This is a genomic window from Granulicella pectinivorans, assembly GCF_900114625.1.
Lineage (GTDB): Bacteria > Acidobacteriota > Terriglobia > Terriglobales > Acidobacteriaceae > Edaphobacter > Edaphobacter pectinivorans.
The window spans coordinates 389,818-406,746 of the sequence record NZ_FOZL01000002.1; the positions used below are offsets into that span (position 1 = coordinate 389,818).

Annotated in this window: 10 protein-coding genes; 5 read left to right on the plus strand and 5 right to left on the minus strand. The window is 63.1% G+C overall.

Features of this window, described 5'->3' with window-relative positions; genetic code table 11:
• Positions 1-4: 4 nt before the first annotated feature.
• Positions 5-811: a class I SAM-dependent methyltransferase gene (locus BM400_RS19535; RefSeq protein WP_089842993.1), complete on the plus strand. Its 807-nt coding sequence runs from the start codon at positions 5-7 to the stop codon at positions 809-811.
• Here BM400_RS19535 and BM400_RS19540 read toward each other — a convergent pair.
• Positions 808-1,551, minus strand: a complete 744-nt coding sequence (locus BM400_RS19540; protein WP_089842996.1) for a VIT1/CCC1 transporter family protein — start codon at positions 1,549-1,551, stop codon at positions 808-810. The two genes, BM400_RS19535 and BM400_RS19540, sit on opposite strands and share 4 nt — an antisense overlap.
• A 144-nt stretch (positions 1,552-1,695) precedes the next feature.
• On the opposite strand from BM400_RS19540, the gene BM400_RS19545 reads away from it, so the two are divergent.
• The 4 genes from BM400_RS19545 to BM400_RS19560 all read left to right on the plus strand — a co-directional run bounded on the left by BM400_RS19545 (position 1,696) and on the right by BM400_RS19560 (position 9,508).
• On the plus strand, positions 1,696-2,451 hold the full coding sequence (locus BM400_RS19545) for a DUF5666 domain-containing protein (protein WP_089842999.1): 756 nt from the start codon (positions 1,696-1,698) through the stop codon (positions 2,449-2,451).
• 172 nt (positions 2,452-2,623) lie between these two features.
• Positions 2,624-6,196 (plus strand): TonB-dependent receptor, encoded by a 3,573-nt coding sequence (locus BM400_RS19550; RefSeq protein ID WP_089843001.1) that lies wholly within the window; start codon positions 2,624-2,626, stop codon positions 6,194-6,196.
• Positions 6,197-6,238: 42 nt separating this feature from the next.
• On the plus strand, positions 6,239-8,383 hold the full coding sequence (locus BM400_RS19555) for a VWA domain-containing protein (RefSeq protein WP_089843003.1): 2,145 nt from the start codon (positions 6,239-6,241) through the stop codon (positions 8,381-8,383).
• Between the two features lie 252 nt (positions 8,384-8,635).
• Entirely contained in the window at positions 8,636-9,508 is an 873-nt protein-coding gene (locus tag BM400_RS19560) for a tetratricopeptide repeat protein (protein ID WP_175529153.1), read from the plus strand.
• A 12-nt stretch (positions 9,509-9,520) separates the two neighbouring features.
• On the opposite strand, the gene BM400_RS22190 is transcribed toward BM400_RS19560, so the two are convergent.
• From BM400_RS22190 to BM400_RS19575, 4 genes are all read right to left on the minus strand, one after another.
• Complete coding sequence (locus BM400_RS22190) at positions 9,521-9,676, minus strand: DUF5522 domain-containing protein (RefSeq protein ID WP_175529154.1); 156 nt, start codon at positions 9,674-9,676, stop codon at positions 9,521-9,523.
• A gap of 44 nt (positions 9,677-9,720) precedes the next feature.
• On the minus strand, positions 9,721-10,950 hold the full coding sequence (locus BM400_RS19565) for a hypothetical protein (protein ID WP_175529155.1): 1,230 nt from the start codon (positions 10,948-10,950) through the stop codon (positions 9,721-9,723).
• Between the two features lie 173 nt (positions 10,951-11,123).
• Positions 11,124-15,719 (minus strand): DEAD/DEAH box helicase, encoded by a 4,596-nt coding sequence (locus BM400_RS19570; protein WP_089843012.1) that lies wholly within the window; start codon positions 15,717-15,719, stop codon positions 11,124-11,126.
• Positions 15,700-16,926, minus strand: a complete 1,227-nt coding sequence (locus tag BM400_RS19575) for a GGDEF domain-containing protein (protein WP_175529156.1) — start codon at positions 16,924-16,926, stop codon at positions 15,700-15,702. Before BM400_RS19575 ends, BM400_RS19570 begins: the two co-directional genes overlap by 20 nt.
• Positions 16,927-16,929: the final 3 nt, after the last annotated feature.

Sequence of the window (16,929 nt, forward strand, 5' to 3'; positions counted from 1 at the left end):
TGGGATGGCGGATGCGATGGACCTGGTGGCGATCAAGGTGAAGCAGCAGGCGGCCTGGGCGAGCGGTGACTATGCCGTGGTCGGCAATACGATCGTGCTGATGGCTGAGTTGCTGTGCGAGGCGATGGACGTGCGCAGCGGGTGGCGGGTGCTGGATGTGGCGGCGGGTAGCGGGAATGCGTCGTTGGCGGCCGCGCGCAGGGGGTGCTGGGTGACCTCGACGGATTATGTGCCTGCTCTGCTGGAACAGGGCGAGGCGCGGGCGGAGGCGGAAGGGTTTCGGATCGCGTTCCAGGAGGCGGATGCGGAGAATCTGCCGTTTGAGGATGGGTCGTTCGACGCGGTGATCTCGACGGTGGGAGTGATGTTCGCGCCCAACCAGGAACGGTGCGCGATGGAGATGATGCGGGTGTGCAAGGCGGGTGGGACGATTGGGATGGCGAACTGGACGCCGGGGGGATTTGTGGGGCAGATCTTCAGGTGTATTGGGAAGTATCTGCCGCCGCCGGCTGGGCTGAAGCCACCCTCGGTGTGGGGGACGGAGGCTCGGCTGACGGAGCTGTTTTCTGGCGTGGCGAAGATCGAGACAGTCGCGCGGCAGTTTGTGTTTCGGTCGGCGAGTCCGGCGGCCTGGCTGGAGGGGTTCAAGACGTACTATGGGCCGATGCACAAGACGTTTCTGGCGCTCGATGAGGCTGGGCGGGCCGGGTTGACGAAGGACTTGATGGAGTTGGTGGGATCTCTGAACCGGGCTGAGGATGGGACGATGGTCGTGCCGAGTGAGTATCTGGAGATTGTGATCACCCGTTAGGCGTGGCCGTTGAGGAGATGGGCCAGGGTGTAGGCGACGGCGGCGGCGGCGCCTCCGATGCTCGCGGTTTGGAATGCGGAGCGCAGGGTTCCGGTGCCGAGGAGACGGCCTTTGAGGGCTCCGAAGATGGCGAGGGCAAGGAGAGTGATGACGACCGAAAGCCGGAGTGCGAGGGTGACCGGCGGCAGGGCGCCGGGGGTGGGGATGACGTGCTGGAGGAGCATGTAGGGAAGCAGCGGGATGAAGCCGCCGGCGATGTAGGCCGCGGCGATGGTGAGGGCGGAGCGGTGGGCCCGGTTGGGAGCAGGGGCTTCGAGGCCAAGCTCGAAGCGCATCATGAAGTCGACGTAGGCGGGATGGTTCTGCTGGAGGGCTTCGAGGACCGGTTTCGCGGCTTCGCGGGGGACTTTGTACTGGGCGAAGATCTCGTAAATCTCCTCGGCCTCGTCGTCGGGACGGGTGACGACCTCGTCCTGCTCGCGGGCCAGCTCGGAGGCGTAGTGCTCGGCGTCGCCACGGGCGGCGAGGTAGCCACCAAGGCCCATGGCGATGGAGCCAGCCGCGATCTCGGCGAGGCCGGCGAGGACGACGATATGCGTGGACGCGATGGCTCCGGAGAGGCCGGCGGCGAGGGCGAAGGGTACGGTGAGTCCGTCGGAGAGGCCGATGACGATGTCGCGCACGGTTTCGGTCGAGGTGAAGTGGTGCTCATGATGAGGGTCGCGCGCGATGTCATGCATGGCGGTAGTGTAGCGGAGGAGGGCACACCGTCTGTGGACGGGTGGAAATATATGTCGGCTGACAGCGTCTTTCGCGGGGGGATCGCGTCTTTATCTCCAAAGAGACAAATACTCGCCGGGATGCCGGTGAGTGAGAGGTTGTGTATGCGTGGTTTGGGAATAGCTTCGTTCGGACGGCGGATCGCGCTGGCTCTGCTACTTTCGGGGGTGGTCGCGGCGCAGGCTCAGGATGGGTCTCCGGGCGGCGGTTTCGCCGGTGGCGGGCAGATGGTGCGGGGCACCGTGACCGCTGCCACGGATGGCACGCTGACCGTGAAGACCGATGGCGGGGAGACCTACCAGGTGGTGACGACGACCAACACGCGGGTGATGAAGGATAGGCAACCGGTCAAGATCGCCGCGATCACGGTGGGCTCGAGCATTGGGGCGATGGGGCTGCTGGACGCTCCGACGAAGACGGTGCATGCGATGTTTTTGACCGTCGTGGACGCGGAGCAGGTGAAGAAGATGCGCGAGGGGATGGGCAAGGTCTTCATCGTGGGGAAGGTGACGGCGATCGATGAGACGACGCTGACGATTCTGCGGCAGGATGGGGTGACGCAGAAGATCGAGGTGGATGAGACCACGTCGTTCAAGCGCGGCGGGGCCGGGATGCGGGCTTTCATGGCGGGCAGTGGTCCGGTGGACGCGGGCGCGGTGCGGCAGGGGCCTCCGGCGGAGAGCATTACCCTGATGGACATCAAGGTGGGTGACTCGGTGGGCGGACAGGGTGCGGTGAAGAACGGCGTGTTCGTGCCGAAGGAGCTGAGCGTGATGGCTCCGCGCGCTCCGGGAGCTGGGGGAGGACGGCGGCGGAATCAGGATGGGGCGGCTGCGGGTGCTCCGGCTGCGCCGCAGTAGTTTGCCGGCCACCTCTCCGACGCTCGATGTGGGTGCTCGGCAGTCGCGGCGGAGGGATTTTGCGTTCGATGGCCGGTTCGGGTGCTTCGGGGTCCTTCGACTCGGCTGGGCTCCGCTCAGGATGACAGTTTGTTGGACGGTTCAAGGGTATTGAAGGAGATGTGTGCGGCAGATGATGCGATGGATTCCAGGTACGGTTTTCGCGGCTGTTTTTGCTGCGGGCGGTTTGAGCTTTGGGCAGAACGCTCCGGCGGTTGCGCCAGCTGCTCAAGCGGCGGCTCCAGCGGTTGCTACCGGCGGGACGATTCGTGGATCTGCGAAGGCTGGCGCCGTGCCTCTGCCGGGCGTGGGGATTACGGCGACCAATACGTTGACCGGTAAGAAGTTCGCGACGACGACCGACGAGAACGGTTCGTACGCGATGACGATTCCGAAGAACGGGCGCTACGTGGTGAAGGCGGAGCTCGCCGCGTTCGCCAGCGACACGAAGGAAGTGGTCGTGAATGCGGCGAGCGAGAACGGCGGGCTGCCGGTACAGGTGGCGGACTTCGGGATGCAGTTGGCGTCGCGGGTGGCGGCGGCGGAGGCTACGCAGACCGCCAGTACAGCGGGTGCAACCGGCGGAGGACGCAGGGCAGGCGCGGCGAATCTGCAGGGGCGCGGTGTGCAGTCGCTCGATGTGACGGGCGGCGATGCCTCGCTGGCGGATGCGAGTGCGGCGGCTCCCACGGGGGGTGCGCAGTTACCGTCGCTGAACGGGCTGAGCGGGGATGGCGGCGACGCGGTTGCGGTGAGCGGACAGCAGGGGACGACGAACGGACTGGCAAGCTTTAGCGAGGACGACATTCGGCAGAGGGTGACCGATGCGCTGGCGCAGGCGAGAGCGCAGGGACAGGACCCGACGCAGGGTCTGGTGGGAATGCTGGGGCAGATGATTGCCGGCGGCGGCGGGTTTGGGGGACCGGGGGGTGGGCCAGGCGGTCCGGGCGGGTTTGGCGGTGGCGGTGGACGAGGTGGCGGCGGTGGCGGACGTGGGGGCGGGGGTGGAGGGGCGTTCCGCAACTTCAACCCGTCGCAGCCGCATGGCAGCGTCTTCTATCAGGGGGGCAACTCGGCGCTGAACTCGGCGCCGTGGTCGCCGACACTTCTGCCGCAGACGAATCCTTCGGCGTACTCGAATCGCTTTGGTGTGAGCCTGGCGGGTTCGCCGTATATCCCGCACCTGACGAAGCCGGACACGCGGCAGTTCATGTTCATCAACCTGACCGGACAGAAGAACCTGAATGCGTTTCTTCCGAATCCGGTGCGCGTGCCGACCCTGCTGGAGCGGACGGGAGACTTTTCGCAGTCGGCGCAGTCGATCAATGGCGCGCTCGTTCCGGTGACGCTGTACGATCCGGCGACGGGACTGGCGATACCGGGCAACAAGCTTTCGAACGGCACGACGCCCATCTCCGCGCAGGCGCTGGCGCTGTTGAACTACTACCCTGCCCCGAATATCCAGACGACCGATCCGACGGCGTACAACTACCAGACGATCTCGAACGCGGGGTCGAACAACATCGCGATCAACACGCGCTACCAGAGGCAGTTGGGGCAGGCTCTTCCACCGGGAAGCCGGTTTGGACGCGGCGGTGGAGGCGGGGGTCGAGGGGCCGGCGGGCAGAATCGCAACGCACCTCCGGTGCTGCGGCAGAACTTCAACGTGGCCTACAACTACTCGCACTCGGCGCAGGACAACCGGAATATCTTCCTGCCCCTGGGGGGAAGCTCCTTCAGCGACGGCAACAGTCTGAACGTGGGCTATACCGTGAGCTATGGAAGGCTTTCGAACAATGCTTCGGTGAACTGGAACCGTAGCAGCGCGGCGGCGAAAAACTACTTTACGGACACGGCGACCGATCCCTCGGCGATAGCGAACATCAACATTCCGAACCGTGCGGGAAGCATCTCCGATCCGAGGTTCTACAACGGGCTGCCGTCGATCTCGATTACGAACTTCGCGGGTCTTTCGAACGCGACGCCGAGCGAGACGATCAACCAGACGATCAGTTTCTCGGACTTCGTGAGCTGGCGGCACAAGAAGCATAACTTCCGGTTCGGGCTCGACATTCGCCGGGTGCATGCGGACTCGATCGGTGGGAGCAATCCGCTGGGGTCGTTCTCGTTCTCGGGCTACGGTACGGAGAGCCCGAAGGACCGGGACGCCACGGCGAGCAGCTCCGGGCAGGTCACCTCGGGTTCGGGTTTCGCGGACTTTCTGCTGGGTCTGCCCACGCAGACCAAGCTGCAGGCGGGGTTAAACAAGATCTACCTGCGGGATAACGTCTACGACTGGTACGTGACAGACGACTTCCGCGTGTCGTCGAACTGGACGCTGAACTATGGGCTGCGGTATGAGTACTTCGCGCCGTATACGGAGAAGAACAACCGGTTGGTGAACCTGGACCACAACGCGGACTTCACTGTCGTGGATGCGGTGCAGCCGGGCGGTGTGGGCACGTATGGCGGCAAGTATCCGCGGGGCCTGGTGAACCCGGACAGGACGATGTACGCGCCGCGCTTTGGCGCAGCGTGGAGGCCGAAGTTCACCAAGGAGACGGTGGTTCGGTTCGGCTATGGGATCAACTACAACACGGGGCAGTTCGGAACGTTTGCGAAGTCGCTGTCGTTCCAGCCACCGTTCGCGGCGACCCAGACGAATGTGGCGAGTACAACCATCAGCTCGACGGGATGCACGACAACGAGCACAACCGGGGCTGCGAATATGACGCTGGCGAACGGCTTTGGCTGCTCGGCGACGACGATCCAGAACAACTATTCGGTAAACAAGGACTACCGGCTGGGCATGGTGCAGGTGTTCAACGTGAACATCCAGAGGACGCTGCCGATGGGCACGGTGCTGAACATTGGGTATAACGGCGCGAAGGGCAGCAACCTGGATATCGTGCGTGCGCCGAACCACACGGCGACGGCGGTTACCTCGAACGCGGCGGCGTTTACGTATGAGGACTCGCTGGCGGGGTCGCACTCAAACTCGCTGGTGGTGAGCCTGCAGAAGAGACAGCAGAAGGGGATCGCGCTGGGCGCTACGTATACGTACGGACACTCGATCGACAATGCTTCTTCGATCGGTGGAAGCGCGGGGACGACGGTGCAGAACGACAAGCGGCTCGATCTGGAAGAGGGCAACTCCAGCTTCGACCAGAGGCACAACCTAACGGGCAACTTTGTGTACGAGCTTCCGTTCGGGCCGAATCGCGCTTTTCTTGCGAAGGGCGGGACGATGTCGCATCTGCTGGATGGCTTCAGCCTGAGCGGGACGTTTACGTTTGGAAGCGGCACGTACTTTACGCCGTCGTACTCAAGCAGCGCGGCCCAGTTGCTGGCTGGCGGAAATTACACGCTGCGTCCGGACCGGGTATTTACGCAGGGGATCGCAGGAGCTGGGCAATTGAAGTCGTTCTTCAACACCGCCGCCTTTGTGAAGCCGGCAAACGGTTTTGGAACGGCGTCGCGCAACTCCATTGAAGGACCGGGCACGATCTCGACCAACGCTTCCCTTTCGCGCACCGTGCCGCTTGGCGATACGCGTTCGTTCGAGGCTCGCGTCACAGCAACGAACGTATTCAACACGGTGCAGTACAGCGGCATCAACACGACGGTGAACTCGGCCAACTACGGTCAGGTGACGAGTGCGGCTTCGATGCGCGCGTTGCAGGTGCAGGCACGGTACAGGTTCTAACGGCAGTTGTCAGTTGTAGGTTCCAAGCAAGTTGGAGAGAAGATGCGACGTTTGATGGCAGCGGTGATGTGTGGCGTGATGGTGGGGCCTGGCGTGGCGCAGCAAGCTCCGCAGCAGGGCGGCGGGCAGACCTTTGTGCTGCATGCGACGGCAAACATCGTGCTGACGAACGTCGTGGTGCGGGATAAGAAGACGGGAGCCGTGGTGAAGGGGTTGAAGGCGAGCGACTTCACGATTCTGGAGAACGGCAAGCCGCAGACGGTGGCGAGCTTCGACTACCAGAACGTCGACGATGCGGCCAAGCTGGCGGAGATGAACTCGACGGTTTCGGGCAAGGCTTCCGTCGCGGATATGCTGGAGCGCAACTTCGCCGCGCAGCCGCAGCAGTTGCGGGATCACCGGCTGATCGTGATGTTCTTCGACCTGAGCTCGATGCAGGATGAGGACATCGACCGCGCGGTCGATGCGGCCAACGACTATGTGAACAAGCAGATGCAGCCCGCGGATCTGGTGGCTTTGGTGAGCATGTCGACCGGGTTGACGATGGACCAGGACTTTACCGGCGACAAGACTGCCCTGCTGCGTGGGCTTTCGAAGTACAACGGCACGGACACGACGGGATTCGCGAACGGCGGCACAGGTTCGACCGATGGCACGAGCGACGACACGACCGCATTCGCAGCCGACGATACGGAGTACAACAGCCTGAATACGGATCGGGAGCTGCTGGCGATTCGCACGATTGCGAAAAGCCTGGAGAAGGTGGAGCAGAAGAAGTCGATGCTTTACTTCTCGGGCGGACTGACGCGCAACGGGATTGAGAACCAGGCGAGCCTGCGGGCCGCGACCAACGAGGCAACCAAGGCGAACATGGCCATCTACAGCGTGGACACGCGCGGGTTGCAGGCGCTGCCTCCGGTGGGCGATGCGAGCAAGGGAAGCCTGCGCGGGAACTCGGCCTATAGCGGTAAGGCGGTGACGGCGCAGTTCAGTGCAAACTTCAGTTCGCAGGAGACCCTGGGCACGCTGAGCGCCGATACGGGCGGCAAGGCCTTCTTCGATTCAAACGACTTCGCGCCGGCGTTCCAGCAGGTGCAGCACGATACCGAGGCATATTACATCCTTGGGTTCAAATCGACGAACCAGGCGAAGGACGGCACGTTCCGGCACCTGACGATCAAGCTGAATCGCTCGGATGCCAAGGTCGAATACAGGCCTGGATACTATGCGCCCGCCGACTTCCAGCATGCGAAGACGGAGGATCGCGAGCTTGCGCTGACCGAGGCGATTCGCAGCGATCTGCCGGCGACCGATGTGGCGATCTATCTGCAGGCGCTTTACTTCCGTCTTGAGGAAGGCAAGTTCTATGTGCCGGTGCAGTTGATTATTCCGGGGTCGCAGATCAACTCGATCAAGAACGGCGATAAGGATAAGGCCACCATCGACATCATCGGCCAGGTGAAGAACGCGCAAGGCATCGCGGTGGGCAATATTCGCGACACGGTGAAGTTGGCGCTGGATGCGGCGGAGCAGGTGCAGAAGAAGAATATTCAATACTCGACGGGATTCACGCTGGCTCCGGGGAAGTATCACCTGAAGTTCGTCGTGCGCGAGAACCAGACGGGCAACATGGGCAGCTTCGAGACGGACATCAACGTGCCCGATCTGAAGAAGATTCCGCTAAAGCTGAGCTCGGTGGTGATGTCGAGCCAGAGGACTCCGAATACCGCCAAGAAGGTGGTGAATCCACTGATCCGCGATGGCGTGGAGTGGATTCCGAATGTGCCGCACGTCTTCCGGCAGGACCAGCACCTTTACTTCCTGTACGAGGTCTACGATCCGGCGAAGGTGAAGGGGGCGGCAGAGCCCGCGGCTTCACCAGGGCTCGGGCGTCGCGTGGGCGGGCCGGTGAAGGTGCTGACCAGCATCCAGTTCATGAGCGGAAGCGTGAAGGTGTATGAGACGCCGCTGGTGGAGGCCGATGAGATCAACATTCCGGAGCGGGGCGCCGTGGCGTTTCAGTTCGATGTGCCTTTGACGCAGTTGAAGCCCGGCACCTACACGTGCCAGGTGAATGTGATCGACGACGCCGGAATGAGCTTCAGCTTCCCGCGCATGGCTCTGGCGGTACAGGGGCCATCGAAGCCGGCTGTTGCCGCTCCGGTTGCTTCGGCTCCGGCGCTTTAGCGGGCGCGTCTTTCGCATATCCTCGCGACTACCGCATTTCTCTTGACACTGGCAGGTGTTGGGAGGATTATTGTGGCCAATTGTTCGAGGTGGCCCATGGTACACACGACGTTGTGGATGCGGGTCTTTCAATTTTTCATTCGCTGTTGGAGCCGTTTTGGGCAGTGTCCGGGATGCTTCTGGCTGCGTGGAGCAGCCGCTGCCTCGGGACTTGCACTGACCAGTGCGCTTCTTTTCTCCCCCGGCCGCGCGATGGCGGATATAACGACGAACACGCCGCAGGATGCGGTCGCGAGCCCTTTACAGGCAGCGCGCGCCAAACAGGCGGCGGCCGATGCGATGCAGGCTTTGCATCGGGAAGAAGAGTGGATGCGCGTGGCGAAGTACCTGCCGGATATCGACACGAGCAGCAGCAAAGAGCTGGAGACCGCGGGCGATGTGTTGCGGGCGAGGCGCTTTCCGGAAGAGGCGCTCGAATTCTACCTGGCCGCGTATCGTCACGGAGCCAACAAGGAGCAGGTGCTGAACAAGCTGGGCGTGACGGAGCTGATCCTGCATCATCCGGACCGAGCGCGGGCCTACTTTCGGCTGACATTGAAGCAGGATAAGAAGAACTCCGATGCGTGGAATAACCTGGGCGCGACGGAGTATGTCGACGGGCGCTACCCGGCATCGGTGTCGGACTATCGCAGGGCGTTGAAGCTCAATCCGGCGTCTTCAGTCTTTCATTCGAATTTGGGAACGGCGCTGATCGGTGAGAAGGACTTCAGCCGGGCGCGCAAAGAGTTCGCGGCGGCGCTGGAGCTGGATCCGGAGTTCGGGACGCGCTCCTCCGATGGAGGCATCTCCGCCCATGTGCTCTCCGCCGAGGATAGAGCCCGTTTCTGCCTGGAGATGGCACGGATCTTCGCGACGAAGGGCAAGATCGACGCGATGCTGCACTCCCTCGTGCTGGCGGCGGATGGAGGGATGAACCTTTCGGATGCGATCTACGACGATCCGATTCTTGGGAAGTACAGCAAGGATTCGCGCGTGGTCACGATCATCAGCAATGCCAAGGCGATGAAGAAGACCTCGATGGCCAGTACGGCAGCGCTTGCGCCTCTACCGGCCGAGACGAACTAGCGGATCTCCCGATTACTTGTACGGGCAGTGGCGGCAATCGGAGTTGCAGCAGTAACCACGCTTGAGGTGATATGCCTCCGTAAAGACCAGGTACGGACCATCGAAGTAGAAGTCTTCGGGGTCGAGTTCCGGATCCTGCTGCGGCGTCGGCTGTGGCTCGGTGGACATTGTATGGACCATTTTATGCCTGGAAGCGGCATGGCAGATCGAGCTTAGGCCTCAGCCAGAGCGCGCTTCGGCCACACCTCGATGGCGCGGCAGCAAAACAGCACCGAGGGGTAGATCAGCACAGCAAAGTGCCGGGTGAACGGGAAGCCGACTACGTATGGGAGTGCGACCGCAGCGACCAGAGCCAGGAAACATAGACCATCCCAGCGCAGAGCGGGCCAACGGAGAAAGAGAGCGACCACGGAGAGGAGGATGCTCGCCCAGAAGGTGAGGCGGAACAGCAGCATGCCGACCTGCTCCAACCGTAACGCCATGCCATGCGATCTCGTCGCGCCTTGCTTTTTGAGAGAGAAGAAGATGATGGCAAGCTTGTCCTCGTCGACGCGGAGGATCTGCCGGGGATGAGCCTTGATGAAGGCAATTGCCTCGTGCTGGTGGTAGTCGTTAAAAGCCCACTCGTCCGGGAACCACTTGCCGACATTCAGTTGCGGGTCGTAGCTATCGAGCGTGATATCTGGAGGAATCGGATAGATCGAGACGAAGATGGGATTGTTTCCCTTGTGGAAGTTGATGCCGTCGTAGCTGGTGCCGAGCGTGTAGCGGCCGCTAGAGTGGTGCTGATATGCGGCCCAGCCAAGAGGAAAGCACAGGGCGAGGCATACCGCGATGACTCTTGCGGCGGATTCGCGGGTGCGAAGCACATAGGCAAGGAGCAGGACGGCCGCTGCAAGGATCATCGAGCTCTTAGAGAGATAGAGGCTACCCACCGCGAAGCCGGCCAGGAGGCCCTCGGCGATCGGATGACTGCGAAGCCAGCTTCCCTTTGGAGCTGGAAAGAGGACAACCGCCAGGGCGAGCGCGAGAAAGCTATAGAGGTAATCTTCTTCCACGGGAAGATTGACGACGTCGCTGAGAAACTGCGTGTTAAAGAATGGATAGATCAGAAGAGCCAGGATCGCGAGGTAGCGCCATGGGCTGTTCTCCGGGAGACGGAGACACACCAGATACATCGCCATGACGAGGGGGATAAGAAGCAGAAGCGTCTTGAAGACTCCCACGCGGAAGTAGTGATCGCCCAACAGGCGTATGCCGCTCGCGACGACCAGAGTGGCGACCGGCATGCGGCCGGAATGGAAACAGATGGGATTGCCGATCGTTCCCATGTCTTCGTTGCAGGTGGTGAGACCATGACCGGCGAGCAGGCTTGCAGTGGTGGGACCGACCCCGTACATCAGACTCGTCAGGGACGGGTTTTTGGCGTGTTCTCTTTCCATACTGCGGCCGTTGGAAACGGCGGAGCCAAGAGACACGACCAGCGCGAGAGCCAGGAGCACGAGAAACGACCGGTTGTGGGTAATGGAATTCACCTCGCCTGGTCCTTTTGGATGGAATTGTACCGGGTTACTAGACGCATTCTAGCAGTGATCCCCACGTCTCAAGGCGGGGTCTAGAACAGGGTCAGGCGGTCCGGAGTCGCCACGGGAGCAAGCGGTGGGTTGAAGGTGGGCAGGCTGCGTTTGCGGGGAGCGGAGGCGGGAAGGATGGCGTCCGGCTGGATGGCTGCCCCGTTGCGATAGACGACCTGCTTGCCGGGGATCGAAGGAACGCGCTCACCGGGAACGACGATACCTGCGAGGTTGAGGGGGTCGGCTCCGGCGACGGTGACTTCGACCTCCGAGCCCTGGTTGCGTTCGGTGCGAAGGCTCTCGACGGCGTGCGGCAGGGCGAACTGCTCGCCGGTGAAGCCCGTGACGAAGCGTCCGCCACGCACCTCGCCACGGGCTTCGAGGCGGCGCAGGATGCCGAGGAGGTCGCGCCATTTGGGGGCGTTGGATTCGCGGGTGAGGAGATCGCGGAAGAGAATGCCGTAGCGGGCGAGGAGCATGCGCGCGGCGGATTCGAGCGCTGCGTCGAGTTGGCGGGCTTTGGCGATGGCTTGTTGCTGGAGTTCGGCCTTGGTGGGACGGATATCCGGCGCGGGTGGATCCACTTCGCAGAGGAGGCTCCAACGGCCTGCACTGGTGCGGGTGGGGCGTTTGGTGGTGTCGGCAGTCTGGGACTTGCGGCGCGGATCCATCATGGCGCGGAGCTGGTCAAAGCCATCGGCGGAGGCGAGGCCGGCGGTGGCGAGTTCCCAGAGGGCGTGCTGGGTCTGTGGCTTGGTGAGGGTGGCGATGCGCTGGAGATCGTTGGTGAAGGTGGCTCCGCGGGTGGCAAGGAGGTTGCGGATGGTGAGAGCTTCGGGGCTGAGAGCGCGGTCGAGATTGGCTTGGTCGACACACTGCTCGGCGAGGGCGTGGGGCAGCCAGTCGGCTGTCTCGCGGATGTAGAAGGTGATGGGCGCGGCGTTGGTGGGGACAACGCGACGGGGTGCGGCACCATCGCCCACGGACCAGGCGGGGTGCGGGGAGACGCGGCCCCAGCCAACGGCGCCCGAGAGGCAGAGTTCGTCGAGCCAGCGGGGATCGTAGTTGGCTACCCGGGCGGGGAGCAAGGTGCGCTCCCACTCGACGGCGGGAGCTTCGAAGCCTTCGAGCTGGGTGAGGGCTTCGAGGACGCCTTCTTCGCCGGAGAGCTGGGTTTGGGGCGCGAGGTGCTGCCAGCCGAGAAGCCAGCGCATATACACGGCGGGGGCTACGGCCTCGACCTGCTTGCGGAGGGTCGAGAGGGTGAGGCGGTGGATACGCTGGAGGATGCGGCGTTCGCACCATTCGATGGCGTGCGGGTCGTCTGTTGCGGCATTTTCGAAGACGCCGCGCAGGAGGAGGCCCTGCATCTCCATATGGAGGAAGGACTGGTAGAGGTCGGCTGGATCAAGGGCTAAATGGGCGGCTAACGCAGTCGCCGTGACTGGTCCCGTAATTTGTAACCATCCTTGTACTAATTTCTGGATGGCTTCTTCTTTTGTAACGGACGTTGTTTCATTTTGCAGTGCGGCGATGTGGGGCTGGCGTTCGGTGGTGGTCCAGCAGAGGATGCCGTTCACTTCCAGAGTGCGGACGCGGCCATTGGCTTCGAGGCGCTGGTAGAACTGAGGCCAGTGATTGGACTCCCTGGAAACCCACATCTCAGACGCGAGATGTGGGGCACCCGGCTTTGTGGCGACTGGAAGAGCTACTACGGCGTGGAGGAAGTCGTGGAGCTCGTGCTCGTCGCGGAGGTCGGGTGTGATCTCGCGGCGGATGGTGGCGATGGCAGCGGGGTCGATGCGGCCTGCGTCGTCGGCGGCGGTCGGCGGAAGGCCACGGCGCAGCGTGGTGGCGCGGGCGCGGCGTTCGTTGGCGTCGGCCTCATCGAGGAAGGCGTAGGGCATGGCGTTCAGCAGCTCGTGGGCGAACTGGCTGGGTACAGGCGTGTCGACGGCCAAACAGCGGATGTCTCCGGAGGCGATATCGCGAAGGATCTGCTTGAGGCCTTCGATGTCCATGGCCTCGGTGAGGACGTCTTTCATGACTTCATTGCAGAGGGGGTGGTCGGGAATCTCGATGTCGCCAACGATGGTCTCGAAGCAGGCCGCGGCCTGGGGGAAGACGTTGGCGAGGAGGTCTTCGGAGCGGGTGCGCTGGATCTGCGGGGCGATGCGTTTGCCTTTGGAGAAACGCAGCAGTTGCAGAGAACGCGCGGCGGCCCAGCGCCAGCGGTTCTTGAAGATGGGCGAGGCGATCGCGGCCTGTTCGAGGAGCTCCTGCGCGGTGTGCTCCGTGAGGAACTGGAAGACGTCGGACAGCGGGAAGGAGTGCTGCTCAGCGAGGGCGATGTTGATGCCGTTGTCGGTTGCCGCGGCCTGGAGCTCGAAGTTGAAGCCGCGGCAGAAGCGCTTGCGCAAGGCGAGTCCCCAGGCCTTGTTGATGCGGCCACCGAAGGGGGCGTGCAGGATGAGTTGCATGCCTCCTCCGTCGTCGAAGAAGCGCTCCGCGATGATGGTGCGCTTGGTGGGAACGGCACCAAGGATGGCGCGGCCGGCGACGATGTACGCGATGAGTTGCTGGGCCGCGGACTCGGGGATGCAGCAGTTTTCCTGGAGCCAGGCGAGGCAATCGTGGAGTTCAACTTGAGCGGTCGTGGCGGCAGCCCACATCTCAGCAGCGAGATGTGGGGCACCCGGATTGGTGGCTCTTCCTGCTAACAGGGTTACGTCGGTGGGGGTTACGTTTTGCGTGCGCTCGGAGATTTCGTGGCGGAGGTCGGCTACTCCGTCGGAGAGAACGGAGGTGCGCTGAGGAGCTTCGCCTTCCCAAAAGGGGATGGTTGGCGGGGCTCCGTGGGCGTCTTCTACGAGTACCTTGCCGGTGGCTTCGACGCGCTGGATGCGCCAGCTTGCATTGCCGAGCAGGATGACGTCGCCGGGGCTGGAGTCCACGGCGAAGTGCTCATCGAGCGTGGCGATCTGGGTGCCCTCGGGCTGGAGGATGACGGCGAAGAGGCTGGCGTCGGGGATGGCTCCGCCGTTCGAGATGGCGATGGAGCGGGAACCGCGGCGGGGGTGGAGCTGGCCGTGGACACCGTCGCGCAGGAGATAGGCTCCGTATCTGCCGCGGCTGGATTCGATGCCCTCGGTGAGCAGGTGGATGAGCTTGTCGAAGTGCTCGCGCGTGAGGGTGCGGTAGGGATAGGCGCGGCGGAGAATGTGGAAGAGGGTGTCTTCTTCCCAGGGTTCGGCGCCGACCATGGCGACGATCTGCTGCATGAGGACGTCGGTGGGCTCGGCGGGGATTTCGAGGCGGTCGAGTTCGCCGGCCTTCATCTTGCGGATGAGGGCGGCCTGCTCCATGAGGTCGTCGCGGGTGGTGGAGAAGAAGCGTCCCTTGGGGATGGCTCCACGCCAGTGGCCGGCACGGCCAACGCGCTGCATGGCGGTGGCGACGGCGCGGGTGCTGGAGATCTGACAGACGAGATCGATGTCGCCGATGTCGATGCCGAGCTCAAGGCTGGCGGTGGCGATGAGGATCTTGATCTCGCCGTTTTTGAGGCGCTGTTCGGCGTCGAGGCGGAGGAGTCTCGAGAGCGATCCGTGGTGGGCCGCGACGTTTTCCAGGCCCACGCGTCCGGCGAGCTCGAAGGAGATCTTTTCGACCAGTTTGCGGGTGTTGACGAAGACGAGCGTGCTGCGATGCTGCTCGGTGTAGGCGGCGAGCTTGTCGTAGATCTCGGTCCACATGGTGGTGGTCGCGATGGAACCGAGTTCTTCGCACGGGATTTCAATGGCGAGGTCGAGGTGGCGGCGCTGGCCTACCTGAATGATGGTGGCCGGTCTGCGGCTTCGCCTGGCTTCTGTGGAAACCCACATCCCAGACTCGGGATGTGGCGCACCCGCGTCTGTGCCAGTTAGGAAAGCGGCGACCAGCTCGATGGGATTTTGCGTGGCGGAGAGGCCGATGCGCAGGGGCGGCTCGGCGAGACCGGTGAGGAAGGCTCCGGGGCTCAGGCGGTTCTCTCCGCAGACGAGAGCGTCGAGGCGTTCGAGCGACAGCGCCAGATGCGCGCCGCGCTTATCGTCGGCGATGGCGTGAATTTCGTCGACGATGACGGTGCGGACGCGACGCAGGTTCTCCCGCGATTTACCGGCCGTGAGCAGGATGTAGAGCGACTCTGGCGTCGTGACGAGGATGTGCGGTGGATGCTTCAGCATCTGCAGGCGTTCGCGGGTGAGCGTGTCCCCGGTACGGACGCCGGTGCGGATCTCGGGGCACATGTAGCCACGCTGGTTGGCGAGTTGCTGGATCTCGGCCAGCGGACCATCGAGGTTCTTCTGCACGTCGTTCGAGAGGGCCTTAAGCGGCGAGATGTAGATGACCTGTGTCTCGGGCAGGAGGTTGCCGGAGATGGCCTGACGCAGAAGCTGGTCGATGCAGACGAGAAAGGCGGAGAGCGTCTTTCCGGAGCCGGTGGGCGCGGAGATCAGGGTGGGATTTCCGGCGAGGATGGATGGCCATCCATGCTGCTGCGGCTCGGTTGCCGTACCGAACTTTGTGACGAACCACTCCTTTACGACCGGGTGCGCCCAGGCAAGGGCCGCGTCGATCTCAGGTGCCGTGGTAGCCATACAGGGATTGTAGCGCGTTGTTCGCGGTTTGTTCGCCCTCGGGTCCGTCGGAGGTGTACACGCGGTTGCGACCGGCGGATTTGGCTCGATAGAGCGCTTTGTCCGCACGGCGAAACAGATCGTCGAGTGTGGGCTCGACGCCAAGATACGTCGCCACGCCAAGACTGACTGTGATCGGGATCGGGGTACCCGAAGGAGTGATCTCGGGCTGAGACCACTCCTCAATGCTGCTTCGCAGGCGTTTGGCTACCTGCAGGGCTACCGGGAGGGGGCAGGCGGGCAGCAGGACGACGAACTCTTCCCCGCCCCAGCGGCCGAGCAAATCAAACGGGCGGAGGTGAGTCTGGAGATTCTTCGCCACGGCAACGAGCACGGCGTCGCCAACCATATGACCGTGCTGGTCGTTGATGCGCTTGAAGTGATCGATATCGGCGACCAGCAGCGAGAACGCCTCGCCGGATCGCTGGTAGCGCGCGAGTTCCTTCTCGCAGGCGGAGCGGAAATAGCGGCGATTTGCGATGCCGAGGAGAGGATCGGTGGAGGCGAGTTGCTCAAAGCTGAGGCGCAGCTTGGCGGTCGACATCCAGAAGAGGCCGAAGGCAAACCCCAGCGGCGCAGTCAGATAGACAACGATGCTGACGATTTGCAGCGGGCTGGGCGCAAAGAGATCCTGCGGCAGGCCCTGCACTGCCGTCAGACCGGCGCGCAGAAAGTTGAAAGCCGAGAAGGCAAAGAGCACCGTTGCCGTAAACAGACACGGAACGCGGACTCCCTTCTCCTGCGAACGAACCAGAATGATGGCGGACTGCAGCACCTGGAGACCGAAGACGACGCTGCCGAACTCCACGCGGAGCTGGTGGCTGTTGTGCGCGAAGGTGAACACCATCATGCCGGGCAGCCACAGCGCCGCGAGCGCGATGCTGAACCATGTAATGCGACGCTTCGAGCCGGTCAGTTCCAGGATGGCCGCGTTGAGAAACATGTACGCTACGACGTCGGAGAGGAAGTTGCCGAGGATTTCGGGGAAGAAGCGAGGGATGTGTCCATCGAGGCTGAGGATGGCGGTGCTCAGCACGCCGCAGGCGAAGGTTGCCGCAAGCCACCCGAGTCCCTTCAGGAAGGGATTGCTGATACGAACGATCAGAAACCCGATACAGCCACAGCCCACAATCAGCATGGCGGCCATCAGGTAGAGGCGGGTTTCCATGAG